Annotated in this window: 12 protein-coding genes; 8 read left to right on the plus strand and 4 right to left on the minus strand. The window is 46.1% G+C overall.

Annotated elements, in window-relative coordinates; all coding sequences use genetic code 11:
* The first annotated feature begins 10 nt into the window (after positions 1 to 10).
* From AC3CIC_RS20630 to AC3CIC_RS20645, 4 genes are all read left to right on the plus strand, one after another.
* Positions 11 to 3,973, plus strand: coding sequence for a response regulator (locus tag AC3CIC_RS20630; protein WP_488516049.1), 3,963 nt, complete (start codon positions 11 to 13; stop codon positions 3,971 to 3,973).
* A gap of 180 nt (positions 3,974 to 4,153) precedes the next feature.
* Positions 4,154 to 4,492: a hypothetical protein gene (locus AC3CIC_RS20635; RefSeq protein WP_016959802.1), complete on the plus strand. Its 339-nt coding sequence runs from the start codon at positions 4,154 to 4,156 to the stop codon at positions 4,490 to 4,492.
* A gap of 386 nt (positions 4,493 to 4,878) precedes the next feature.
* A complete protein-coding gene (locus tag AC3CIC_RS20640) occupies positions 4,879 to 6,465 on the plus strand; it encodes an HlyD family secretion protein (protein WP_488516050.1) in 1,587 nt (528 codons plus the stop codon).
* A complete protein-coding gene (locus AC3CIC_RS20645) occupies positions 6,462 to 7,970 on the plus strand; it encodes a glycosyltransferase (protein WP_488516051.1) in 1,509 nt (502 codons plus the stop codon). Before AC3CIC_RS20640 ends, AC3CIC_RS20645 begins: the two co-directional genes overlap by 4 nt.
* On the opposite strand, the gene AC3CIC_RS20650 is transcribed toward AC3CIC_RS20645, so the two are convergent.
* Complete coding sequence (locus AC3CIC_RS20650) at positions 7,961 to 8,284, minus strand: DUF4156 domain-containing protein (RefSeq protein ID WP_371733605.1); 324 nt, start codon at positions 8,282 to 8,284, stop codon at positions 7,961 to 7,963. The two genes, AC3CIC_RS20645 and AC3CIC_RS20650, sit on opposite strands and share 10 nt — an antisense overlap.
* Before the next feature lie 182 nt (positions 8,285 to 8,466).
* On the opposite strand from AC3CIC_RS20650, the gene imuA reads away from it, so the two are divergent.
* The 4 genes from imuA to AC3CIC_RS20670 all read left to right on the plus strand — a co-directional run bounded on the left by imuA (position 8,467) and on the right by AC3CIC_RS20670 (position 20,967).
* Positions 8,467 to 9,147 carry a translesion DNA synthesis-associated protein ImuA gene (gene imuA / locus AC3CIC_RS20655; RefSeq protein WP_488516052.1) on the plus strand — a complete coding sequence of 227 codons (681 nt, stop codon included), beginning with the start codon at positions 8,467 to 8,469 and terminating at the stop codon, positions 9,145 to 9,147.
* Positions 9,147 to 10,553: a Y-family DNA polymerase gene (locus tag AC3CIC_RS20660; protein ID WP_488516053.1), complete on the plus strand. Its 1,407-nt coding sequence runs from the start codon at positions 9,147 to 9,149 to the stop codon at positions 10,551 to 10,553. Before imuA ends, AC3CIC_RS20660 begins: the two co-directional genes overlap by 1 nt.
* A gap of 11 nt (positions 10,554 to 10,564) precedes the next feature.
* Entirely contained in the window at positions 10,565 to 13,669 is a 3,105-nt protein-coding gene (locus AC3CIC_RS20665; protein WP_488516054.1) for an error-prone DNA polymerase, read from the plus strand.
* Between the two features lie 347 nt (positions 13,670 to 14,016).
* Positions 14,017 to 20,967 (plus strand): VCBS domain-containing protein, encoded by a 6,951-nt coding sequence (locus AC3CIC_RS20670; RefSeq protein ID WP_488516851.1) that lies wholly within the window; start codon positions 14,017 to 14,019, stop codon positions 20,965 to 20,967.
* 75 nt (positions 20,968 to 21,042) lie between these two features.
* Here AC3CIC_RS20670 and AC3CIC_RS20675 read toward each other — a convergent pair whose 3' ends face one another.
* The 3 genes from AC3CIC_RS20675 to AC3CIC_RS20685 are packed head-to-tail and all read right to left on the minus strand — an operon-like array spanning position 21,043 to position 26,196.
* Positions 21,043 to 22,356, minus strand: a complete 1,314-nt coding sequence (locus AC3CIC_RS20675) for an HlyD family type I secretion periplasmic adaptor subunit (protein ID WP_407334275.1) — start codon at positions 22,354 to 22,356, stop codon at positions 21,043 to 21,045.
* Positions 22,349 to 24,511, minus strand: coding sequence for a peptidase domain-containing ABC transporter (locus AC3CIC_RS20680; protein WP_488516055.1), 2,163 nt, complete (start codon positions 24,509 to 24,511; stop codon positions 22,349 to 22,351). Before AC3CIC_RS20680 ends, AC3CIC_RS20675 begins: the two co-directional genes overlap by 8 nt.
* Positions 24,508 to 26,196 (minus strand): ABC transporter transmembrane domain-containing protein, encoded by a 1,689-nt coding sequence (locus AC3CIC_RS20685; protein ID WP_488516056.1) that lies wholly within the window; start codon positions 26,194 to 26,196, stop codon positions 24,508 to 24,510. Before AC3CIC_RS20685 ends, AC3CIC_RS20680 begins: the two co-directional genes overlap by 4 nt.
* Positions 26,197 to 26,367: the final 171 nt, after the last annotated feature.

The following is a 26,367-nucleotide window of genomic DNA, read 5'->3' on the forward strand; positions in this document are numbered from 1 at the left end:
CGAGAACCCAATGCGTACACATCTGCTTCTTTCCAGCCCTGAATCTCGCCACACTTTAGCCCAGCTTTTTTTAAGTGGCAGTGCGGTGATCATTCTCTTATTGCTAACCTTTCTATGGTTTTTCCGTGCTATCTATCAAGATACTGAGTTGAAAATGAATTACTTCTTACAGGCTGAAATAGCCAGTTTGAATGGAGCAGTCAGAGATTGGCAGGCGCATAGAGAGAGAGAATTACAAATCATCGCCCATGATAAACAAGTGAAGAGAATATTGTCGGAAAGTGGCGTCTATGACGGCAGAGAACTGCATAGCACGGATTCTTTATACACCGCCTTTGAGCTTTATGCAGACAGTTTTCAATTTGATAATGTTGCTGTGTTTTCGCCAAAGGGAGAGTTAGTTTTAAGCCTGAAATCTGAAAACCTCGCTCTGATGACGCAAGCCTACAAGCGTCATGCACATTCTATTCAATCCCAAAAAACATTTATATCAGCCCCAGAATCACCGAATGGCACTAAAACAGCCTCCATCACAATGGGAGCCGTGTTGTCGAAAGATGAAAGTCAAAGCACCTCACCGATACTGTTGGTGATACGAGACGCACATGACTTTGACAAGTTGTTTGTCACTCAAGAAACCGCACCGACACGTTTGGCATTCGCCGTCAACAAACTGGGGAAGGTCGTCTCTTCACCTAACGATACTTTTTCACTGCCCTCAACTCTCGAATCTTCGCCTCAACCCAGTGACGTTCCTACCCCATTAGACTTATTAGAAACGGTTTCAAACACGTTCATGTTGAATACTTCTGGGTTCAATGGTCATTTGCCCGATCAGTCTATTGGTATTTGGCAATGGCACACCACCTACCCTGTGGGGCTGGTGATTGAATTTAGCGCCGATAAAGCCCTTAGTGTGGTTGCCTATACGCGCACATATTTAGCCTTCGCGTTTCTGGTCGTCTCTCTCGCGTTTGCCATATTTTTATGGCGACACGCCAAATCCGTCCTGAAAATTGGTTTCAGCCAAAGTTACTTGGAATCCATTCTTCGCAATTACGCTGATGGCGTCATTGTGCTAGATGAGTTCGGTCATACCGTTTCCGTTAATGAATGCGCGAAAACACTCATCGGTCTACCAGAGAACATGCCACGTAATGTGCTTTTACATGATCTAAAAACCAACGATAACACCGTGCTGATCGAAGTACTAAAAGATGCAAAAGAACGCGCATTAGAACAAGGAGAATTCAGTAAAATTCAACAACAAGGTCAAGACTCAGATGCGATCTACTTGAATATTAAAGCCAACAAGCAGCATATAGGCGACAACTATTACGTTGTGGTAAACATTCGAGATATCACGCAGCAATCTAATGTTGAAGCAAAACTGAGCCGAAGCAATGCCTTATACTCCGTCTTCAACACCGTACAAGATATGTACATGACAACGGGGAATTCGGAACGCTCTTTCAAAAAAGCGTTAGTCGTTCTCGCGACGTTCACCGAAAGTCAAATGACGGCCATGTTAGAAGTCAAAAATGGCCGTCAAACCCTGTTATTCAAACACCAAACTGTTGGTCTCGCCGAAGCATTTGATACGCTCCCAACGCATCTCATTCCCATTGCAGAGTCCGCCATCAACCTTAGGCGCACTGAATACTCTTCACTGCAAGAGCATGATGAAAGCGATATCCAGAACTTTTTCACCCACTACGCGCTACTTCCTTTGATCACAAAAGGGGAAGCAATTGGCGTCATCGTTCTCGCGGGGCGAGAACAGCCGTATTCAGACGAGCAAATCAACTGGATAGCCCCAGTGGTTAAAAGCATTTGCAGTATGTTTTATTCAGACAAGCAAACGCAGCTTAACCAAGAAGTGAATGACGCACTGATAAAAACAAAGGAAGAAGCGGAACAAGCCAATGAGGCAAAATCAAACTTCCTTGCCATGATGAGCCATGAAATACGCACGCCTATCAATGGCATCATTGGTATGTCAGAGGTACTCGAACATACGCAATTATCTTACGAACAACGTCATTACAACGACACCATTTCTATCTCTGCGAATGCGCTGCTCGATATCATCAATGATGTCCTCGACCTGTCTAAAATCGAAGCAGGAAAAATGACGCTCAGAGAGGAGTCTTTTTCAGTCAATGAATTGATGGAAAACGTGACCAACATCGTTGCACCTAGAGTGAAAGATAGAGTCAGCTTTACGTCGTTTACCGACCCTGAATTACCCGCCGAAATCACATCAGATTTTGGCAAACTCCGACAGATATTGGTCAACATTGCTGGTAATGCTGCTAAATTCACCGATACTGGCTTCGTCGATGTTTCCATCGTTCAACTGCACCGCTCTGCCAATCATTGCGATATTGAAATCACAGTGACAGACACCGGTATTGGTATTAAACAGGACAACCTCAGCAAGGTGTTCGATAACTTTTCCCAAATTGACAACTCCAGTAAACGACGCTACCAGGGAACAGGGCTTGGGCTACCTATTTGCAGCAAGTTTGTCGATCTACTTGGTGGAAAAATCAGCGCTAAAAGCGAGATCGGTCGAGGTTCTGCCTTCACCACACACCTGACAGTCAGCATTCCTGACACTAAACAAGTCACTCTGATTCCTTCTGAGCGAATAAAGCAAAGCAACGTACTTTTGGTGTCTCGCTGTGTCAGTCAAATCACTAACATCCAAAAATATCTCCACTTTCATGAGACACACACCGTCATTGCTCGTGATGAAAACACAGCAATACGCGCCCTAGAACAATCAACGGGCTTTAGTGTGACAATTATTGACCACACCATTTCAATTGATGCGCTTAGAGAATCACTGACATCAACAAGTCAAACCAAACACATCCTTTATTTGGCCGACATCAAGGGATTAATAACCCAAGAGAAGTTGTCCATTTCAGCGGCTATCACGGCCCCATTCAATATTTTCAACATCACCCATGCATTAGAGAGCATCCTGTCTCTTGACGAACAAGGGTATCAGCGCGACGACATCTATCGTCATATAACGCATCGAGAACGAGCTTTGAGCCGTCCAGATGATGCCCTACTGAGAACAGGTCTCTCAATTTTGATAGCGGAAGACCACCCTGTTAATCAGGAATTGATTAAGACGGTACTTAAAAATCTTGGGTGCAACACAACCATTGCTGATAACGGAGCGATTGCCTTCGATCGTTTCATGGCTAGCCGCTATGACATGGTCTTTATGGATTGTCAGATGCCTGTCATGGATGGTTATGAAGCAACGCGGAAAATACGTCAGTTAGAAGCGGAGCATCACCTGCCCCCCGTGCCTATCATTGCAATGACTGCAAATGCACTGGTCGGAGACAAAGAGCGATGCTTAGAAGAAGGCATGACCGAATACATATCGAAGCCGTTCAAACAGCAAACCTTAATTTCAATGATTAACAGCCTAATGCCTGCGATTGAAGAGCCTGGTAGCGAAGTCAGTGACGGGCAAGCCAATGTCGCTATTGATGGAGGAGGCATGACCCTATCAGACAAGATGGCGACCTCCTCAAAGCTATCCACAAGCCAATCATTAATTAACGTGAAAGAGGTGCACGTCTCGACAGTGACGGCGCAAAAAGAAGACGCCCCTCCGCTATTTGATTTAACCACGCTAAAAGATACAACAGGTGATGATCCAGCGCTGATCGGCATGTTAATCGACCGCTATTTGGAATCCCAAGAGAAAGACATGGCTGCGTTAGAAAAGTCATGGAATGGCGGTCAATACATTGAAGTGAAAAAAATCGCTCACAAAATGAAGGGCGCAGCGTTAATGGTTGGTGCAGTTGACTTTGGTAGTCTCTGTAAAGATATCGAACAATATGATTTCGAAAACAATGAGTTACCGGAGTATTTACTTGAAAAATCACAAAGAAAATCTGATTTATTGTGCCAAAAGATGCGCGAATCAAAGCCCTAGTAGAACATCTGAAATTATGCAACCTTGAAAAGGTTGCTTTTTGAGTCCTTTTTTTAAAGATTGCTAACTAAGCTCCACTATCTTCAGCTAAGCCTAGGCAAATAGGCATTTTTTAATTAATTTTACTACAAATAATAAAAACATAATTTCAATAAATTCAAGATTTTTAGAGAGTACGCTATGCCGACTGTTATCCATTTTCCAACCGAAAATGTGCCACTTGCGCCGGAGCCATGCGCATTGACAGACCTGATCCGCGATGAACTTTTTCATCTGAGCTCAAATGAGTATATGGTGAACTGTATTCTTGAAAGGATGAAGCCCTTTATCGCGACATTAGATTGTGATTTGGAATTAGATGTAGAAATCACCCCAGAAAATGAAGAAGGCGTGCTGCAAATGATACCTTCAGTGCAAGCACTACAAACACGTTTTGATGGCATCATTTCTGAAATCATCTCTGAGCGCATACTGCATGAAATTCATCTGTTCCACATCGAACGCGCATCAAAACTCTGATTGTATGCTCAGAGATAAAAACTCAATAAAAAACATTGAAGGAGCATGATGCTCCTTTTTTGTTTCTGTTTCTTTTTTAAAGTCATTTTGCGAAAACCTCACCTCAATACCTAGCAATTTGCAGCTTGCGACGCTTTACACGTGGACCCTCCCCCATCTCCTTTGGGTGATTGCTAGCGCGTGTTTTATCGCCAAATGTTCACGAGAAACGATCACGACCAGCCTACATGCTACGTTTTCCGCGACAATTCAGGTGGAAATGCCCATTTACTTATATACTCATTATTAATATCAAAAGTGAGAATTAAATCTCATAACATAAATGGGTGCACTCTTGGCGTGACAATTGCATTTCCTAATCAGAAGTCATTATGTCTGGAGGCATTATGGGAGTAGCAGCGATTAGCACAGGTTCGATTCATACTTTTCAGTCCCGATCCGGTGCTCGAAAGTTTCCACGAATCGAATTTTCCGCACAAATCGAAATTGATGGCATTCTCTATCCGACGAAAGAATGGAGTGTTGGTGGTTTTTCGATTGGCGATGAAAAATATGCCGGTAAGAAAGGAGATAAGCACCACGGACATCTCTGTTTTGAGCTTCCGGTTGGGCGTTTTTCTACGCCCGTTCAATTCGAGGTGATGCGAGCTAGCGAAAACGGCTATGCACTCGGCTGTCAATTCTACTCTCTCAACTCGGGTCACCAAAAAACGCTACAAAGCATCGTTGATACCTACCTGACGGGCGAAACCATCTCTTTGGAGAGCGTGACTTCTTACGGTGTGAAAGCGCAGCTTCATGAAGAAGAAGTAAAGCGCATGCAGCAAAACTGGTGGCGTTTTGCCATTGTCGCCTTGGTGTCTGTCGCCTTGGTTATTACTGCAGCACTAATGATCCAGTCTCGTATCTTGTCCATCGCTTCCGCGCATGCGGCGGTTAGTCAGCCGGTGCTCACTCAACGCAGCTACAACAATGGCGTACTTAGGCTCGGTGACTACAAACCCGGCCAGCTGGTTGAGAAAGGGGAACTTCTGTTTACCGTATTTACAGAAGAGGGCACAGACCTTCTCGCCAAAGACACGCAGGTGCTCAGTGGCATCAACAGTGAAATCAATTATCTGCAAACACTGCTGCGTCAAAGCAAGGAGTCTGTCGCTCGTTACAATTCCCGCCTCTTCAACGAACTTCAGATCCTGACGGACAAACGAAAATTACTCGAACAAGAACTCTTGACGCGCGAGCGTATTTTATCGCTTTATGCAAATGGTGTGAAAAGAGGCACTGTCGATACTATTTCTCGTGAGCTTGAGCGTATCGAGGTATTCGAAATTGAGCGGGCTCTGCTTTCGATGGATACTCAAATTGAAGAAATCGAATCCCAGCTTGATCAGATATTGATTGGGGTTCCCCCACGAGAAGCACAAGGCAGCTTGAACTCTCCCTTTGAAGTGCAAAGTAAGCTCGACATGTTGGTGATTAAAAAAGACAGAGTACTCGAAGAGATCGAAAGGCTCAAAACCCGTGGTCTTGCTTACGCTCCTTGTAATTGCTATATCGTGACCATCAACGCCTCTGACGGCCAGGTCGTTCAAACAGGCACCTCGATATTTGAACTGTCTCCTGTCGCTCAACAAAACCGTACCGCGCGATCTATTTTGGCACTGATGCCTCTTGAAGGTGCGGAACTTCTGCATATTGGCATGCCCGTAGAATATCGACTCGCGAGTCGAGATGAGAAGTTAGTGGGCACTATCGACCATATTCAATACTACAGCGCATCAAACAGCGATATTTATAATGAAGAAGGTGAGTCATTGAGCGGCTTACCTAAGACTCTACCAAGGCTACAACAGTACACCTTAATAAAAGTCCTGCCTTCAGATTCAGACCGGGATTCTATTGTCAATGAACCTGCCACAGTCATCGCGACCGTAAGCTGGAAAGACATATTCAAACATTGGTTTAATCTATGAATGTCGACAAGTTGGTTGTTAAGAACTTCCACCGTGATGACCCCAGTCATGTCACGATCTTATGGTGGTTGTTCTTTGGCGCTTTCCTCTTGGGATTATGGGCGCTCTATACCATCTTACCGGCCGATAAAGTGCAACCCGAAGTGCTTTACACACTTGGCATTATTGGTGTCTGGCGCTATGGCTGGAAAAGTATCCATCTTATTCGCGGGCTTTATTATCAGTATGTGCGCTACCCTGCGTTATCCAGCTTGGCGGAAATGACACAAAAACCGAGCGAAATTCTCGTGGTAATCCCTTGTTATCGCACCACGCCAGAGATCAGTGCACCTGTATTTAAAGCGCTGATTGACGAAATTGGAAACTTTGGCGTTGCATGTCGCGCTGTTGCATGTGTGACCGATGAAGCTGACATTAGCATCATCGAATCTCAGTTTGATAAACTCAAGCAACGTGTTCCGGTCAGTCTCTACATTATCGATCAAGATGGCACAGGTAAACGCAATACCATGGCTGATGCACTCACTTTGCTCGCGGAGGAACGTCCAGTATCAAAAGACAGCGTCTTAATTTTAATGGATGGCGATACGGTATTACCTGAAGGTATTTTGACTAAAGTGTCTGGTTTTTTGATGCGTTATCACGACCTAGGCGCGTTAACGACACACAATAAACCCATTGTGAAAGGGAACTCTTTGACTCGCCAATGGTATCGTCAGCGCATGGCGCAACGACACTTTTATATGAGCTCCCTAAGTCTGACTTATCGGGTACTGGTGCTGACAGGTCGCTTTTCTGCATACCGCGCTTCTCTGGCTTTATCCCCCGATTTTATTGATAGCCTTCGATATGACCATGTTAAACACTGGCGTTATGGACGTATACGCATGTTGACTGGCGATGATAAGAGCACTTGGTTCTTTGTCTTAAAAGAACGTTGGAAAATGCTCTATCTCCCAGATGTTGCTGTCACCTGTTTAGAAGATGCCCCATCAGGTAGCTTCGTCAAAACAAGTATGTCATTGATGACACGTTGGTACGGCAACATGCTGAGAAGTAACATTCGCGCAATCCAGCTTGGCCCCAAAAAAGCAGGCTGGTTCCTGTGGTTTTGCTTGCTTGACCAACGTATTAGCATGTGGACAACCTTGATAGGGCCAGCATTAGCATTGGTCGTAGCAACCTATATGGGCGCCAAAGTGGTTATTGCTTACCTGTTCTGGGTCGTCGCCACACGAAGTGCAAATGTGCTTCTTATCTCGATACAGTCAGGACAGTTCCATCCTATATTCGTCCCCCTATTGTGGTACGAACAACTGATTGGTTCCTTGGTCAAAGTCTACCTGTTTTTCCACCCCAATATTCAGCGCTGGACCCGTCAGGGGATAGACGGCAAGGTGGAAGACCACTCGATATCTCAAGAAATAAAACGATGGTTGCCCCACCTAGAAACACTGGCTGCATTTTGTTCACTACTCATTTTCGTGATGTGGCTTTATGGATGACAAATATATGCCTTTGCCAAAAAGGTTACTGACGTAGAAAACGGCTTCGGGGAATAAAGCAAAATCGTATCTGCTCCCCGTTCTAAGGCCTTATTACGTAACTGGTTCACCGCTCCTTCCGTTAACACACCGTCACCAATCAACCAAAAATCATACCAATGCCCCTGAGAGCCAACGACCACACCCTTATCTTCACAATCGGTCATTTCAAGTGCGTCGCCCCACAAAACATTAATATTTTCACTTTCTGGCTCTGCCGTAGTCACACAAGCTGAGAGCACAAATGGAACAAAAAATGGTAGCCATTTTTTCATGCTTTTCTCTACGTTTATTATTGTCTTAATCCCTGTGAGTATATGCATTTCTTAACCCGCTTGCGACGCTTTCAGCCTGCGACTATCTCGATTGACACAGACAGAAATGCAGTAAATCACACTTGCTCTCTCATTAAGATCCCCCTAGAATAATACTGTACATATATACAGTATTATTGATTATGCTTGATAACATTCTTGCTCTGCATTCTGGGATCTGGACGGCGAATCGCCTCTACCAACCCAACACACATTGCCGACCCAGTGGCCATGCCATTATTGATGAAAAGCTCGATGGTGGTTGGCCTGAATCTGGCGTGGTTGAACTGCAGCTCCCTTGCTTTGGCATTGGTGAACTGCGATTGGCTTTACCTGCCATCGCACGTGCAATGAAAGACAGTGAACTCATCTTGTTTGCTTCGCCTCCGGGAGAACTCAACCCCCTTGCACTTTGCCAAGCTGACCTCGATTTGGACAAAGTGATTATCTTGGATGCGTCTTTACCATCAACATTGTGGTGTGTCGAACAAGCACTAAAAAGTGGTTGTTGTCGCACAGCTGTCTTGTGGGGAAAATCATTGTCGGTTACGCAAGCAAGGCGCTTGCAATTGGCAGCCGCTGAGAATGATTGTTTGCTGTTTATGTTCACGCACCAAAAAAGTACCCAAGGCTTGCCTGTCAGCTGTCGATTGTCCGTCACTCCATCCGCAGATGGACTCACGATCAACGTGGTTAAACGCCGGGGGCAGACTGTTCCGCCCTTCTCATTGTCACTTCCAGCCGTTTACAGCACCTATTCTCACCATCACTGTCGACATGACTCTGACACTGCCTGCATCAATGTCGTTCCACTGTTTCGCTGATGCTGTGGCTCTATTTGTATTTTCCAGCATTGCTGCTCAATACCATAGAACGTGATAACGGCTCTAAGTCACCCCTGATTGTGCTTTCTCACACTAACGGTGAAGTGTGCCAGGCAAATCTTGCAGCCCGAGAACATGGCATTGTTCCTAGCAACGATTTGGGTACCGCGAGTGCACTTTGCCATGGGCTTCATGTGATAGATTACGATGAAAAACAAGAAGCTGAACGCCTATTGCAACTGGCAGCTTTGATTTATCACGTCAACGCAGACATTGTGCTTTATAAGCCCAATGGGTTATTGATGAAAGTGAGTCCGATGCTCAAGCTTTATGGTTCACTCGATCATTACTGGCAGGCATTATTGCCCGTCTTAAAGAACGAGCAAATCACCTTCCATTTTGCGTTAAGCCCTTACCCTGAAGCGGCGAGATATCTGGCACAAGCAAGCGCTGACAAAGGCTTTCTCACCAAAGAAATCACAGAAAGTGCATTAACAACCCTGAGCGTGCATCAATTAGGATTCACCCACAAGCAAGCAGTTCAACTAGAACGAATGGGGATCCGCCACGCCAAGCAGTTGTTTGATTTGCCTATTGCTTCTCTCGGCCAACGCTTTGGGAAAACCTTTTCTGCGCAACTTCGCGCCCTGACACAGAGCCACATTGCACAGCAGGCGTTCTTTTCGCCTCCGGAATATTTTCATCAATCGCTCGAGCTTCTGCATGAGATTGCCAACAGCCAAACCCTCAGCTTTCCACTTCAACGCATGTTAAGGGAAATGGAGAAATTCCTTTTCGCAAGGGAGGCCGTTGTACCCAATATCACGCTTACTTTCAGGCAGCGTGAACATGACGACGATAAGGTAATCAGCCTCTCGGCAGCCACACCTGAATCAGCAGCAAGCCGTTGGATGCCTCTGCTGCAACTGTACTTGGAAAAGCTAAAGCTCGATGCGCCCGTCACGCATATTCGCATCGACGCTAACACCTTGCTCGCCAAACAATCCCCCACACAGGATCTCTTTGCAGGAAAACGCGGACAGCTTACACCAGGGGAGCTGATCAGCCTGATGCAGGCCAAAGCCGGAAAACAGGCGGTATACAGTTTAACGCTAGAAAATGATCATCGACCTGAGCGCGCATTTCGTCGCCAAAACCCCTTACAACCGTGTGCGCAAACATTGCCTTCCCACCTTCCTCCTCGCCCCTCATTACTGCATGTCACCCCACGTCCATTGCTTTCGCGCCCAGACACGCTTGCAGGGCCTGAGCGTATCAGCGGGGGATGGTGGGACAAAGCCCCCATGCAGCGCGATTACTTTGTTGCACGCAATAAACAAGGGCAGCTGTGTTGGGTGTTTCGCACTGCAACGGGAGAATGGTTTGAACATGGTTTGTTTTGTTGAGAGAACACAACATGTCGCATAAACATTCGCCTTGGTTTAGCGAGTTTCACTGTAAAAGCAACTACAGCTTTCTGGTTGGCGCTTCACACCCCGAAGAGCTGGTCGTACGCGCGGCCACCTTAGGCTATAACGCACTCGCCATTACGGATGAATGCTCACTTGCTGGCGTAGTGCGTGCTTACACCGCAATTAGAGATCAACAGCTAGATCTGACACTGATCATAGGTTCTGAGATTCTCTTTAAAGGAGAAAAATTAGTACTGCTCTGCCCCAACCGCATCGCTTATGGTGAACTAGCCCGATTAATCACCCAAGCGCGAATGCGAAGCGAGAAAGGTCACTATCAAGTCTTCAGCGAGGATTATAGTCACATCAAACATTGCCTGTGCATTTGGCTCCCGACATTGGAGCATGAACAAAAAAGTGATTCTGTACATTTCCAGTATTGGGTTAAGCAAACCTTCGATGGTCGACTTTGGATTGGTGCTGAGCGCCTTCTTTTGCCCGATGAAGCTCGGTATCTCACTCTGATAGATACCCTTGCCAATACCTTAGATTTACCTGTTGTCTGTACCAACGATGTATTAATGCACCACCCGCGACGCCAGCCCTTACTTGACGTGATCACCGCTATTCGCCTTCGCAAGCCGCTAAATGAATGCGGATTATCACTGCCACGCAATGGTGAGCAAGCGCTTAAGCCTCTCGATAAAATCGCCAAACTCTATCCTGACGCATGGATACAAGAAACCGCGCGCATTACGAGTCGATGCGATTTCTGTCTAAGTGAATTACGTTATGAATACCCAGCCGAGTTGGTTCCCGACGGATTTACCATTAGCCACTACCTTCGTCACCTTGTCGAAAAAGGCATCATTCTGCGTTTTCCTGACGGCATAAAACCGGAGGTTCGCGCTATTATCGAAAAAGAATTGGTGCTGATTGCCGAGCAGAAGTACGAGTACTTTTTCCTAACGATTTACGACATCGTTCAATTTGCGAAATCCCAAGGGATTTTGTACCAAGGACGGGGATCAGCCGCTAACTCCGTGGTGTGCTATTGCCTTGAAATTACGGCGGTAAACCCAGAAAAAATCAACGTACTCTTTGAACGCTTTATCTCCAAAGAACGTGACGAGCCCCCCGACATTGATGTGGATTTTGAGCACGAACGTCGTGAGGAAATCTTCCGCTATATTTACCAAAAATATGGCCGTCAACGCGCAGCATTGGCGGCGACCGTGATCACCTATCGCTTCAAAAGCGCCTTTCGTGATGTCGGCAAAGCACTTGGCATCCATGAAACGCAACTGGATTACTACATTAAAAACCTTAACCACAGAGACAAGGAATTAGACAAAGCCGAACAGCTCAAAAATCTCGGACTAGACACCCACTCTCACCTTGGACGCTGGCTATTAGAGTTGGTGGAAGAAATCCGCGGCTTTCCGCGCCATTTAAGCCAGCACGTAGGCGGGTTTATTATCTCGGCAGGGCCATTGTATGAACTGGTTCCGGTTGAAAACGCTGCCATGGCTGAGCGCAGTGTGATCCAATGGGACAAAGATGATCTGGAATCTCTAGGCTTATTGAAAGTTGATATTCTCGCCCTTGGCATGCTCAGTGCGATTCGAAAAGCCTTCGCAATGATCAGTCAGCATCATCAACGATCACTATCTATCGCAGACATAACCGCAATGGGCGATGACCCCGTGGTTTACCAACAGCTACAAAAAGGCGATTCTGTGGGTCTATTTCAGGTCGAATCTCGCGCACAAATCAACATGCTGCCAAGGCTAAGACCCTCTTGTTACTATGATTTAGTCATCCAGATCGCCATTGTACGTCCAGGCCCCATACAAGGGGATATGGTGCATCCCTATCTCAAGCGTCGGTGGGGACAAGAAGCCGTTTCATACCCATCAAAAGCGGTGGAATCTGTATTGTCGCGAACCATGGGCGTGCCGATTTTTCAGGAACAAGTTATTCAACTGGCGATGGTCGCCGCTGGTTTTACCGGCGGTGAAGCCGATCAACTTCGCCGAGCCATGGCGGCATGGAAACGCAATGGGAAATTAGCGCCGTTTCGCGAGAAACTGATCGATGGGATGCAAGCACGCGGCTATGACCTCGCATTTGCCGAGCAAATTTTCAAGCAGATACAAGGCTTCGGCGAGTACGGGTTTCCGGAATCTCACAGCGCTTCATTTGCGGTGTTGGCATATACCTCGGCATGGCTCAGACATTACTACCCCGTCGCTTTTTACTGCGCCTTACTCAATAGCCAACCCATGGGGTTTTACAGCCCATCCCAGCTATTACAGGATGCAGCACGTCATGGTGTGAAAGTCTTACCAGTGTGTGTCAATCACAGCCAATGGGATCACCAGCAAATACTGGAAAACGACCTACCCGTTTTACGCTTGGGTTTTCGTCTCGTAAAAGGCTTTTCCGCTCAAGGTGGCGAGTTGTTAGTGTCTCGTCGTCCCCAGCACGGATTCCAGCACTTGAATGCTCTGCGTCAAAGCGGCCTCAGTCGTGGCGACCTTCAAGCACTCGCCAGCGCCAATGCCACACAAATACTCGCCAACAACCGTTTTTCAGCGCGCTGGCAAATGATGGATGATACGCACACGTTGCCACTACTGGTAGACACAACACCAACAACCGACGACACCCAAGCCATTATTTCGCCCACCGCGATAGAAGATGTGATTGAAGACTACGCCGCAACAGGATTAACACTAGGCCAACACCCTATTGCGCTGCTCGACGAGAACGGAAAGTTAGGGAAACATCGCCTAGCCAACGAGTTAACAAGGATTCAATCAGGCACAGCGGTGACAGTGGCAGGAGTGGTCACAGGGAGACAACGCCCAGGTACCGCCAGCGGCGTCACTTTCATGACGTTGGAAGATCAAACCGGGAATATCAGCGTGGTGGTTTGGTTAGCAACGGCAAGGGCGCAAAATACGCCGTTTGTGACTGCGAAGATTTTAAAAATAAAGGGGATTTTGGAGCGAGAGGGCGATGTGGTGCATATTATTGCGGGTCGCCTGATTGATATGACTCCAGCACTTGATCAGCTACTTATCCAAGCGAGGGATTTTCACTGATTCCGCCATGACTCACGATGGCTAAGCTCATAAATTGACATTTCCAACGAAATATCATTTTTGCCACTATTTGGGATGATTTTCATATAGCCTCGCGATTAGGCGCTATACAAACACGATAAAGTGATCACCCTAAAACGTTTCGACAGATAACTAGTCATTAAAGAACGCCTTAGCCTGCATGATATTATCCGGATAATTTATGTTAAATATAACGCCTTCACACCTCCCCCAGACAACCACATCAATTCTTGAATTTTTCTATCAATATTATGAAATTAGCTAGCGAAATTACGATCTGTGTATTTTACTTAACGTTAGAGTAAGGAAAGTTCATGGACGGAAAAATGACTAACGAAAACAACCTCAAAAAAAACTCAAAACTTGATTCAGTTGAGCCATCTAGGGCCCAATCAGAACGAGCAGTAAAACAGAGAAAACGTAAAAAAGTTCGATTGCATTCGAGAATTCAGGTTAATGTGCCCTTAACTCAGTCTTTGATGCTGATCCTTCCTTCGTTAGCAAAACATGATTCAGCTGAAACGACGAACATCACTGAAACTGTCAACATCGCTGATGATGTCACGTCGGAGAATCAAAAGTCCGTCAACAATCAAGAAAGTACCGCTCGTAAAACCACTGATATTTCTAAAGACCAAAATCAAAAACCAATAACAAGAAATATTCTAGAACCCGATGACACTATTGTTCATGAACATACCTCTCAGGGCGGAGGGAGCACTCTAAGGCCTTCACATCACCTTTCAAACGTATCTCACCCTCAGGTGCATTACGTCCCTGCAAGTTCGCTCGCCTCTATTGAACCAGGTGGAGTCGTCACACCAAGCAACAAACCACCTACAACGCCCAGCGTCCCTGTCACCTTTACTCAGGAAGTTATTAAAGGAACCTACGGAGAACTTCACGTTGATGCGAGCGGTAAATACACCTTTGTATTAAACCCGCTTTCGCCTCAGTACATTTTATTGCACCAAAATCAACCTGGCACAGATAAGTTCGTGCTTCACTTATCGAATGGCTCCAGTGTTGTTGTACAAATACCGGTTGCAGGAAAACAAGACAGTCCATCCATTTCCGGAGATTTACACGGCATTGTGACTGAAGATCTGAACGCGGATTCTAACGGCTTATTGAATGCGGCAGGTAAGATTGATGTCGTCGATCCTGACCACGATCAGAGCGCTGTAATTGCTGAAACGATTATAGGTAAATATGGCACTCTGACTATCGACGTAAATGGGGCATGGCATTACCAAGTCGACAACTCACTCCCTAACATACAAGCACTGACCTCACTCACTAGCCTTCATGAGTCGTTTGTCATTCATACCATAGATGGCACGCCTCAATCGCTCGAAATGACAATTGGTGGTATTGATGACAACGCCGTTGTCACTGGCCTAGATAGCGGGACTTTAATCGAAGATGCAACCATACATATTCATGGGCAACTGGCCGTTTCAGATTCAGATTTAAACCAAGATCACTTTCAAGCGGAACAACTCCAAGGCCATTGGGGTAACTTATCGATTCGAACAGACGGCTCTTGGACTTACGATTTAGATAATACCAACCCAAAGATTCAATCGTTGGCGAAAGGCTCCACAGAGACAGACATCATCACTGTTCACTCAGCTGACGGCACACCGCACCAAATTACGTTGACGATTAGCGGCACCAATGATGCCGCAACCGTGAGCAGCGCTAGCGTTGCATTCAGCGAAACCGACACTCACATTACCACTTCAGGCACCTTAACCACCACCGACATTGATAACCCTGATAACGCATTTATCGCTAGTTTGATTACAGGAAACAATGGCGACTTAGCCATTGATGCAAACGGTCATTGGGTATTCACCGCGAACAGCGCATTTAACCAACTCAATGTGGGCGACAAGGTCGAAGAGACATTTACTGTAGCTTCCGTTGATGGCACTCAGTCAACCATCAAGGTAACCATCAACGGTACGAATGATGCCGCAACCGTTAGCAGTGCTTCGGTTTCTGTAGATGAAACCGACTCTGCGATAATCACATCTGGCACCTTAACCAGCACCGACATTGATAACCCTGATAATGCATTTACACCAGATTCGATCACGGGTACTCATGGCAACTTAACCATTGATGCAAACGGTCACTGGGTATTCACCGCTAACAGCGCATTTAACCAACTCAATGTGGGCGACAAGGTCGAAGAGACATTTACGGTAACGTCAATTGATGGAACTCCATCCAACATCAAAGTCACCATCAACGGCACCGACGACAAAGCTGTGATTGGCGGTGTCTCAACGGACTCAGTTAAAGAAGACATCGATCCTGGCGTTAACTCTTATGGCAACTTTGGTGGTAGCAATTACGCTAGCTCGCATTGGCATCAATTAACAATTACCGATAGTGACAATAGCGTCGATCAGGTCAACATTGAATTTGGCGGTAAAACTGTCACTTGGCAAGTTGGCTCGCCTCTTGATATCCAAACCAATTATGGCAAGTTCGAGCTCACAACATTTTCGCATGGCCCTCACAAGGGAGAGCTTGTTTGGTTGTATAACGGTGATAATCGCAACCCATCGATTCAAGGTTTAAAAGAAGGAGAATCTTTACACGAAAGTATCACTTTAGTTGCGCCAGATGACACTCGCCAGTCCTTATCTGTCGAAATTAAAGGGACCGAAGATCACGTTGTTATCGATTCACCCAATCATCTTGGTGATGTGATTGAAGATCAAAACGCGGGTGCACAAATTACAGGACAGCTACTCGCACATGATACTGACACACATGACTCTGTAAGTTGGACTGTCACCCAAACTGCCGGTAAATATGGTGATTTTTCGGTTGATGCTGATGGCAACTGGCAGTTCATTGTTGATCAATCTAAAGCGATATCTTTAGGTGAAGGCGATGAATGGAACGAGCATTTCACCATTGAAGCGTTATCGACTGATGGAAGCAAAGTCAGTAAAACGGTCACTGTCGTCGTGCACGGTAGTAACGATGCTCCAACTGTGACCGGTGGACTTGTGTTAACCCAAGGCATTGAAGATAAACAGGTTATATTAACCCAACAGGATTTGTTAGCCCATGCCAGTGATAGTGACCGCAACGATCAAGGCTGGCTAAGAGCCACCCACTTAAGCGCCGACCATGGTTCAATCAGCACCAATGCCGATGGCAGTTTCACCTTTACGCCAGAAAAAGACTACAACGGAGATGTGCACTTTACCTATGATGTCATTGATCGCCACGGGGGGACTACGCACACAGACGCAACGATCAATTTAGTTGCTGTCAATGATGCTTCCGTACTTGCGAATGCGTTATCTAGCAACGAAGTAATTGAAGATCATCTTAGCGGTTCCTCTTCTCATACTTTAACTTCTTATTGGAAAAATCTTGATATTACTGACACCGATGCTCAAGCAGATGCACAAATTGTCAAAATTGAAGTTAATGGTGTTGAGCATAGCGTCCCCGCCAATTTTGCAATGACTTTACAGGGTGCTCACGGTTCATTTGTCAACACTCATGGCTTTGATGGACATAATAAATGGCGTTATATCGCAGATAATAATCACCCTGAAATTCAACAATTAAAAGATGATCAAAGTCTCACCGATCACATGACATTGATCACCGCAGATGACACACGCATTCCTATTACAGCGACGATTAAAGGCACAGAAGATAGCGTCATTATCGATACTCCCGATTCGTTAACAGCATCGATAGGCACTGCCATTGAAGATCAAAAAACCTCCCTATCGGGCACATTACAAGCACACGATGTTGATAAAGATGACAGCGTGCATTTTCAAACGCAGAATTTAACCGGTAATTTTGGCAGTTTCAGTGTCGCGAAAGATGGTACTTGGCATTACCAATTAGATCCGGCCAAAGCACAGCACTTAACGGCGGGACAAAATCAAACAGAAGGATTTGATATTGTCGCTATTTCAAGTGATGGCTCTACAGCAACACAACATATTCAAATTAATGTTCAAGGTAGCAACGACTCTGCGATCATCGCAGGTGTCGATACTGGCAGTGTTACCGAAAACAGCGCGGGTGTCGACATGTCACCTGACTATGCGCAACCAGGCATCGCCACACTTGGCAATACAACACTCTATGCTGATGGTAAGCTGACCATCACAGACCCCGATGTAGGCGAGTCAGGATTTGAACGCCAAAGCAGCAATGGTTATGACTATCACGGCACCTATGGCGATCTAATCTTACTCACCGATGGCACCTGGCATTACCATGTCGATGCTGGGCATCTATCAGGTATAGGTGCCAGACCCACAACGCGTGGCACTGCGATTGACCAGCTTGGTGAAGGCCAAAACCTAACCGACACGATTACGGTTCACTCAAAAGATGGTACAACACACGATATTGTTATCACCATTCATGGCAGTAATGACCGCCCCTATTGCTCATCCGAGGTCGTACTACAAAGTGGCAGCGAAGATACACGCCAAATCTTAACCACCGCGCAACTGTTAGCGAATACCGTTGATGTCGATAAAAACGATGCTGGATTACTGACCATTGAAAACCTACACGCCGACCATGGATCGATATTAATAAATGGCGATGGCACCTTCACCTTCACCCCAGAAAAAGACTACAACGGAGACGTACATTTTACTTATGACGTAAAAGATGCTCACGGTGGTATTACACATACAGGCGCCTCCACCAACCTAGCGGCCGTTGATGACAAGACAGTGTTTGGCGGTGTCTCAACGGACTCAGTTAAAGAAGACATCGATCCTGGCGTTAACTCTTATGGCAACTTTGGTGGTAGCAATTACGCTAGCTCGCATTGGCATCAATTAACAATTACCGATAGTGACAATAGCGTCGATCAGGTCAACATTGAATTTGGCGGTAAAACTGTCACTTGGCAAGTTGGCTCGCCTCTTGATATCCAAACCAATTATGGCAAGTTCGAGCTCACAACATTTTCGCATGGCCCTCACAAGGGGGAGCTAGTTTGGTTGTATAACGGTGATAATCGCAACCCATCGATTCAAGGTTTAAAAGAAGGAGAATCTTTACACGAAAGTATCACTTTAGTTGCGCCAGATGGCACTCGCCAGTCCTTATCTGTCGAAATTAAAGGGACCGAAGATCACGTTGTTATCGATTCACCCAATCATCTTGGTGATGTGATTGAAGATCAAAACGCGGGTGCACAAATTACAGGACAGCTACTCGCACATGATACTGACACACATGACTCTGTAAGTTGGACTGTCACCCAAACTGCCGGTAAATATGGTGATTTTTCGGTTGATGCTGATGGCAACTGGCAGTTCATTGTTGATCAATCTAAAGCGATATCTTTAGGTGAAGGCGATGAATGGAACGAGCATTTCACCATTGAAGCGTTATCGACTGATGGAAGCAAAGTCAGTAAAACGGTCACTGTCGCCGTGCACGGTAGTAACGATGCTCCAACTGTGACTGGTGGACTTGTGTTAACCCAAGGCATTGAAGATAAACAGGTTATATTAACCCAACAAGATTTGTTAGCCCATGCCAGTGATAGTGACCGCAACGATCAAGGCTGGCTAAGAGCCACCCACTTAAGCGCCGACCATGGTTCAATCAGCACCAATGCCGATGGCAGTTTCACCTTTACGCCAGAAAAAGACTACAACGGAGACGTGCACTTTACCTATGATGTCATTGATCGCCATGGTGGCGTGACACCCACGGACGCAAGCATGAACCTGGCAGCGGTGGCAGATAACGCATCCTTCTCTGGCCAGTTGCAAGGAGAGGTTATTGAAGATAAAGGCATGCTCTCAAATAACAATAATGTTATCGAAGTAAGCGGGCATATTTTTGTCAATGACCCCGATGCAGGTGAACAAGGGTTTCGATATGGTACGGGAACAAAGATCAATGACCCTTTTGATGGTGTTCTGCATATCTCAGCCAATGGCACTTGGACATACGACGTACATAACGACAAACTACAGCACCTTTCAGCCAACGAAGACGTACTGGTCACTCACCGGGTATACAGTAAAGACGGTAGCGCACAAGATATTGTCATCAAAGTCACCGGCACCAATGACAAACCGCTCGTAACAGAGGTACAGCAAGGCCCTCATGTTATTAGCGAGGATTCAAATCGTGATGTATCAGGACAGATAACGATTAGCGATGTTGATCATAGCGATCAACATTCTGTCACTATTGATAGCCAACATCAGCCACAGTATGGTTCTGTTACCTATAACAGCAATACACAAACTTGGGTCTATACACTTAATAACAGCAATAGCCATGTTAATGCTTTAAATAATGGCGAAAAATTGACCGATAAGTTTTCTTTGTTGGTCGATGATGGACACGGGGGCGTTACAACTCAAGAAGTTGAAATGCGTATTGATGGACACAGCGATGTTCCACCAATGCCAACCCTCGTTGCCCCTGCAAAAATTACCGGCAGTGCAGGCAATCAGAACCTGCATGTGTCAATTGGAGTTCCTCCAATTATTCACCAAGGTACCCCTACGTCAATGACAGGCTGGGGAATATCGGATGGCCATGGGCATTCATTGACGACCTTACATGGGCAATTCGGCACTTTGCATGTCAACCCTGCAACGGGAGAGTTGAATTACGATTACCAACAATCTTCAGGGGTCGTTAAAACACACACAGGAGGCTCATACGGTAGTGGTACAGACGAAACCGACTCGTTTGTTTTAACCTTAGGAGGCGATCAAAACTCACAAGTCGCGGTGCACCTGCATTTGCATTCGCAATCCGTCCATGGAAACAGTGGACATCACATTGACCAAACCACGCTAACTGGCATGGATTTATCGCCAATCGCCCCACCACCACCTCCCCCAGCACCCGGCATGAGCCAAGCGGATGAACCGGATGCCTCTTTCAGCACCCCTGATGAAGTGACTCATCATTTTGATGAGGTGACGGCAAACCTGGAACATACAGCGATAGGTGAACACGAACAGCGCTCTGGTGCCCATGCCTACCTCGACGCTCTGGGTATTAATGTTGACTCATCGTCTATGGATTCACCGCTACACCATGAGCCAATGGCACAGGATATCGATATCATTTTCAGTGAAGCCGAGAGTGCTTCTGAGGCCGAGAAAACTGACGATGGTATGAGTGATGGGCTGTCTCACCATACCGCTAACCCATCTATTGATGATTCTTTACACCATCATAATGACGTTGACGGACTGCCTGACATAGACCCAAATAACTAGAACATCACCCCTTCGGTTAGATAAAAAAGGAGCACGGCATGTGCTCCTTTTTTATGCAAGCCAGAGTGGATGACTTTACCGCTCTCCAAACGCCACGCTCACATTGGTATAAATCGGTTTCCATAAGTATTGGAACACCGACTTCTCGCCAGTTGTGATGTCTACTTCACCCGTCATACCCGGCAGTATGGAAAAGCTTTCAGGGTTATCACGGAAGTAAGGCGTATCAACCGACACTACAACTTCATAATAGATCTCGCCACGTTCGCTTTGACTTGTGGTCGGTGAAATACTCTCTACCGCCCCTTTTAAAGCCCCAAAGCGGCTGTAATCAAACGCATCAATCTTGATTCGAGTGGGCTGCCCAACACTCACAAAACCAATATCTCTTGGGGACAAACGTGCTTTGAAGTCAGCGTTCCCTCCGACAGGCACAATTTCAACTACCGTGCCACCCGGCTGAATAACACCACCATCCTGTGTGCTTGGTATGCTTTGCACCAAGCCTTGTAGCGGTGACACTAACAGGGTGTTTGTCAATTTCGCTTGGCTTGAACGCACTCTGGCATTCAGTGCAGATAAATCAGACACAGCTTTAGAACGTTCGTCGCTCACTTTTACTTTCGTCTCAGCCAAAAGCTGTTCAATTTTTTGATCATTGCTGTCTGCTTGCCTAATCAATACCGACTTTTTGCCACGAGCTTCTTCAATTTTCTGCTCGATGCTGGCCAGTTTTTGGCGCATTTCGAGCACACGTAAACGAGAAATATTGCCCGACTTATAGCCATCTTCCAGTAAGTTCAATTCTTGTGTGGTGGCGTCGAGTTCTTTCTCATAGCTAGGTAAAGACTTTTCAACACTGCGAAGCTGCTCTGCAATTTGCTCACTCTCTTTCTCAAGTACCACTCGTTTTTGGAAATAGAGGGCTTTTTGCGCGTTCAACTGCGCTTTTTGTTGGCTGACGATCTCTGGATAATCGACCTCGAATTCAGCCAGATTCGGCTCACGTTGTTCAAGTAAAGCATTCATACGCTCCACACTGGCGAGAAGCGTGACTTGTTGAGACTTCAATTCTTCAAGTGCCGAGCGCTGGAAAGTGGCATCGAACTCAACAAGCGGCTGGCCTTTCTCAACCAATTGGCCCTCTTTAACGAGAATCTGCTTTAACTTCCCACCGATTTCACTTTGTAATACTTGCTTCTCGCCCTCAGGAATCACCGCGCCTTTTGCTTTCGCAATTTCATCTACTTGAGTGATAACAGACCAAGTGACAAAAGCAATCACACACAAAGCAACCGACCACGTCGCTAGCGACAATGTACGAGCCGTATTTTGTGATTCCACAAGTTCACCGAAGCGCTTGCCCTTCTCGATAGGTTGTTTAGCCATTAGCGACTCCTTGCTTGGACTCTGATTGTTCTTGATGGGCTGCATTTTGTTGAGCAGACGGTTTTTGAGACGATTGAGGTTCTGAAGGCTGCTCTGCTTCTAATGGGCCTGAATAAACCACGGTACCTTCATTTAACACCACGACTTTATCGGCAAGCTTGATTAAACCCGGATCGTGGGACGTGAAGATCACCGTTGCTTTTCCTTTTTTGGATTGCACAAACTCACCAAATATACGCTTGGCATTTGGATGCGCATCAGGCACTGGGTTATCCATTAAGAACATTGGGTAGTCATAAACCAGCGCTTTCGCATCAATGAGGATCTGCGCGACACTGCCTGACAACATGTCAAAAAGGCTATCCGGCTGAATACTGCTAATGGACATATCTAGCCCACCAGCTAACGTCTCGAACCAACGCTTCCCGCCCACCATTTCAATCGCAGAAATCATTTTCTGATCTTCGACTTTATGTCCATCACTTAACCACTCCCGAATACTCAAGGTGAGCAAGTCAGGGTATGCTGCACGAATAAAACACCAATGGCGATAAAGCTGCGGGTCGTATTGCGCGAGGTTAACGCCTTCAAGCTCAACCATACCGTTTTGTATAAGCTGTAGGCCCGATAGCACTTCGATCAACGTTGATTTACCACTCCCAGAAGGGCCAGTAATCGCGACAATTTCACCCGCTTCAATATCAAAGCTCACGCCATTCAATGCCGGACGACTCTGCTTGGGATAACGCAGCGTCACCTGCTCTAATTTCAATCTAGGTGCTAGCATTGGCAACGGGTGATGCTGATAACTAAATTCACGCTCCGACGGTTGAGACAGAATACGGTTCACTTGCAACTTGGACTGACTAAAGCTATTAAAACGCATCGCGCTATTCACCAATACCTGAGCAGGGCCTGTCACTTTAGATATCAACATCATGGAAGCAATCAAACCACCGGGCGTCATGATTTGTTCAAAAATGAGCTCTATCCCTAACCCCATTACGGCCAATGTCGAGCCCACACCAATGAAGTAATAAATAGAGGTATACCGACTCTGGAGAACCGATTGATTGAAAGTCACTGTAGAGGCGAGAAGATTGGCCTTTTTAAAGCGTTGAATCCAGTGCTCAGAGAAGCCAGCACTGCGAATAAAGGCAAGCTTAGAGGACAGTTCATTCGTCATGTTTTGACGATTAGTACCAGCAACCGTCGATTGCATTGCACGCTTGCTACTAGCGCGGATAGAACGTTTTGCCAATAGGTAATAAAGAACCAAAGACACGATAGGAACCAGGACTAACCAACCGCCCAGCACACCTATCGCCAACACGAAAATAACAATGAATGGCAGATCAAACAGCGCATTTCCGAGTGGCCCTGACAACACATTTGAAATACGCTCAGACAGCATCACTTGGTTTTGTTGGCTAGAAGACGCCATTTGCTGATTTTGAGCATAGCTATTGCGAAGCAGGCGCTGAACCAGAGATTGAGATATCTCGCGGCTCACTCGGTTTGACACTGAAACAAAAACACGGCTACGCAATGTTCTTAGCCAGCCCATCATCACAAACAGCAATGCCGCACCAATGGCAATCCCCTGTAGTTCGTGTCCTGCATCACCACCAATAACATGGTCATAGATCGACATCGTAATGAATGGAACCGCGAGTGCAAACAAGTTGGTGACAAAACTAACCAGCAGTAATTTAGGAATGATGGGGAGAAACGCATGTAACCTTTCGCCAACCCAATCAGGAGAAGCCTTCTCTAAGGGAGGACCATCTATCACGATGCAAAACTGCGGGGCATCGACAATGTGCCCACTCGTGTTGGAAGCAACAAATCGCGTGGATTCTATATAACCGGAAACCAACTCGTTTTCACCAAGTACCAGTAATACTAACTTGTGATCACCTACCTCATTTAGGTTAGCAACCAATCGATATGGCAATGCAAGCCTATCGAACATGGCAAACATATCATCTATTGATTCAATGCCATTCTCATCGACCCATTGATGAGCGAACAACTGGATATTGGCGTTAACTTCCAGTTGTTTCAGAACAGAAATACTCTCGGTTTCTAAATGGCTCATTACCTTTTGTCGACTGTTCGTGTCTACACGATTACCAGCATCTATACGATTCATGCAGCAGCCTCCCGATCACTTGGGTTTTCAGTCTTAATTGCTCGACTCTCCACTGTGATGATTCGATTCGCTAATTCACGAAGTTTCGGATGATAGCTCACCATCAGTATCGTGCGTCCTGCCAACACTTCTTCTTCCAACACCTTCACTAGGTTTCGAAGGGCGTCTAAATCAAGAGATGAATCTGGTCTGTCCAACATCACTACGGGCTTGTCACTTGCTAGCTGAGCCGCGATATTGAGCATCTTCACGTTGCCCATACTCAACAAAGAAGCACTCGTATGGCCAACGTGTGTTTCTAACCCATCAGGTAAGCGAGTCATTTCTTTTGTTAATCCCAAACGCTTAGCGTAGTCGTTGGCGCTTTGCGTTTTTTCGGGATCAAAGCCACACAAATTATCGAGTATGGTGCCCGACACCAGTTGCCCTTTTACTCCACAATAAGCTGCAATCTTGTTTACGGATGCTATTGAAACGGATTCCCCATCAATGAAGCACTCTCCCGTTGTCATAGCATCAATACCTGCAATCGATGATAAGAAATGACTGTCGATATGGCGATTCTCACTCTCCAGCAATACCCATTCGCCTTTACTGAGCGTGATATCTGAAAAAGTAAGTTCACCATACCTTTCAACGGTCGCTTGCTTGATCTCGAGCACTTGAAAATCGCCCACCGCTCCAAGACCAGTCAGTGTAGTTTGAGATTGCTCAGAAATGAGCCGCTCGGAAGTGGAACCTTGATACGTCGAAGAATCAGAGAATTCACTTAACTTTTCTATTGCCTGATTAGCACTGTGTATGGAACTGAGCTTGATTCGAACACCCACCAAAGCGCTTAACGGTGCGACAGCTCTACCCGACAAGATGGAACATGCGGCCAATCCACCTGTAGTTAACTGACCATCCAATACCCACAAGCTACCGGTAATCACCAGTAAAACGGAAGTTGCTAACGCTGCGAGCTGAATACACTCTTGAGCAAAAGCGTTATGCTCTTCTTCCTTTGCTTTAGACTGAGATCGAACATTATTGAGGGATTTAAACTGATTAAATACTCGAGATTCAACGGCCTGACGTTTTACTCCCTGAATGGTTTGGCTTAGCAAGTTCAAGAACGCTTTTCGCTCCTGTTCATCTTTGGAAGCTTCTTCACTTAAGCTTTTAACGCGAAGAGAAGATAGCCAAACAATCCCCAATGTAATGAGCCAAACTGCCAAAGGTATCGCCACCAATCCGCCGCCGATGTAAGCCACCAAACCCAAGAAAATCAGCGCAAAAGGAAGGTCTATAAAGCCCGCAATTACCCCTCCCGAATACCAGTCTTTAACTTTGGATACGGCGCCCAGTCCCTCTTCAATGCCACCAACACCAAGTTGACGAATATGACGAGATGAAGTGCTCGTCACTCTTTCTACCAATGTTTGATACGTTGCTTTTTCGGTATTGCTCGCCGCGGCTGACAACAACCAAGTGCGCACAAATCGAATGATTGCTTCCATGGCAACGGCCAACGTCGCGCCAGCCAATAGTAGCGTGGCCGTACCGTAGCTTTGGTTAGGTAAAATACGATCGTAAATTTGTAAAACCGTTAACGGCACGGCGAGAGAAAGAAGATTTATGAGCAAAGTAGGAAGTAGGACTTTCCCTACCACTCCTTTGTTTTTCATTGTACGTGAGGGCATACACAATCCTTATCCATGCTTATGCAATAAGGTTGGTACATGGTGTCCGGTTTCGCAAGGTAAGGCGCTGATTTAATTTAATTTTAAAAATAAAAACAAGTCCTCTCCCTCGTACACGACAATGACCCCATAATGTCATGGCGAAAGACCACAGACACGATGTAATGCGGA

The organism is Enterovibrio sp. QJM3NY_24 (assembly GCF_057786035.1).

What these genes read in the sequence shown, in the direction of transcription:
- imuA (WP_488516052.1), top strand. Translation starts at nt 8,467, where the DNA reads ATGCTTGATAACATTCTTGCTCTGCATTCTGGGATCTGGACGGCGAAT.
- AC3CIC_RS20640 (WP_488516050.1), top strand. Translation starts at nt 4,879, where the DNA reads ATGGGAGTAGCAGCGATTAGCACAGGTTCGATTCATACTTTTCAGTCC.
- AC3CIC_RS20650 (WP_371733605.1), bottom strand. Translation starts at nt 8,284, where the DNA reads ATGAAAAAATGGCTACCATTTTTTGTTCCATTTGTGCTCTCAGCTTGT.
- AC3CIC_RS20670 (WP_488516851.1), top strand. Translation starts at nt 14,017, where the DNA reads ATGACTAACGAAAACAACCTCAAAAAAAACTCAAAACTTGATTCAGTT.
- AC3CIC_RS20630 (WP_488516049.1), top strand. Translation starts at nt 11, where the DNA reads ATGCGTACACATCTGCTTCTTTCCAGCCCTGAATCTCGCCACACTTTA.
- AC3CIC_RS20665 (WP_488516054.1), top strand. Translation starts at nt 10,565, where the DNA reads ATGTCGCATAAACATTCGCCTTGGTTTAGCGAGTTTCACTGTAAAAGC.
- AC3CIC_RS20660 (WP_488516053.1), top strand. Translation starts at nt 9,147, where the DNA reads ATGCTGTGGCTCTATTTGTATTTTCCAGCATTGCTGCTCAATACCATA.
- AC3CIC_RS20635 (WP_016959802.1), top strand. Translation starts at nt 4,154, where the DNA reads ATGCCGACTGTTATCCATTTTCCAACCGAAAATGTGCCACTTGCGCCG.
- AC3CIC_RS20680 (WP_488516055.1), bottom strand. Translation starts at nt 24,511, where the DNA reads ATGAATCGTATAGATGCTGGTAATCGTGTAGACACGAACAGTCGACAA.
- AC3CIC_RS20685 (WP_488516056.1), bottom strand. Translation starts at nt 26,196, where the DNA reads ATGCCCTCACGTACAATGAAAAACAAAGGAGTGGTAGGGAAAGTCCTA.
- AC3CIC_RS20645 (WP_488516051.1), top strand. Translation starts at nt 6,462, where the DNA reads ATGAATGTCGACAAGTTGGTTGTTAAGAACTTCCACCGTGATGACCCC.
- AC3CIC_RS20675 (WP_407334275.1), bottom strand. Translation starts at nt 22,356, where the DNA reads ATGGCTAAACAACCTATCGAGAAGGGCAAGCGCTTCGGTGAACTTGTG.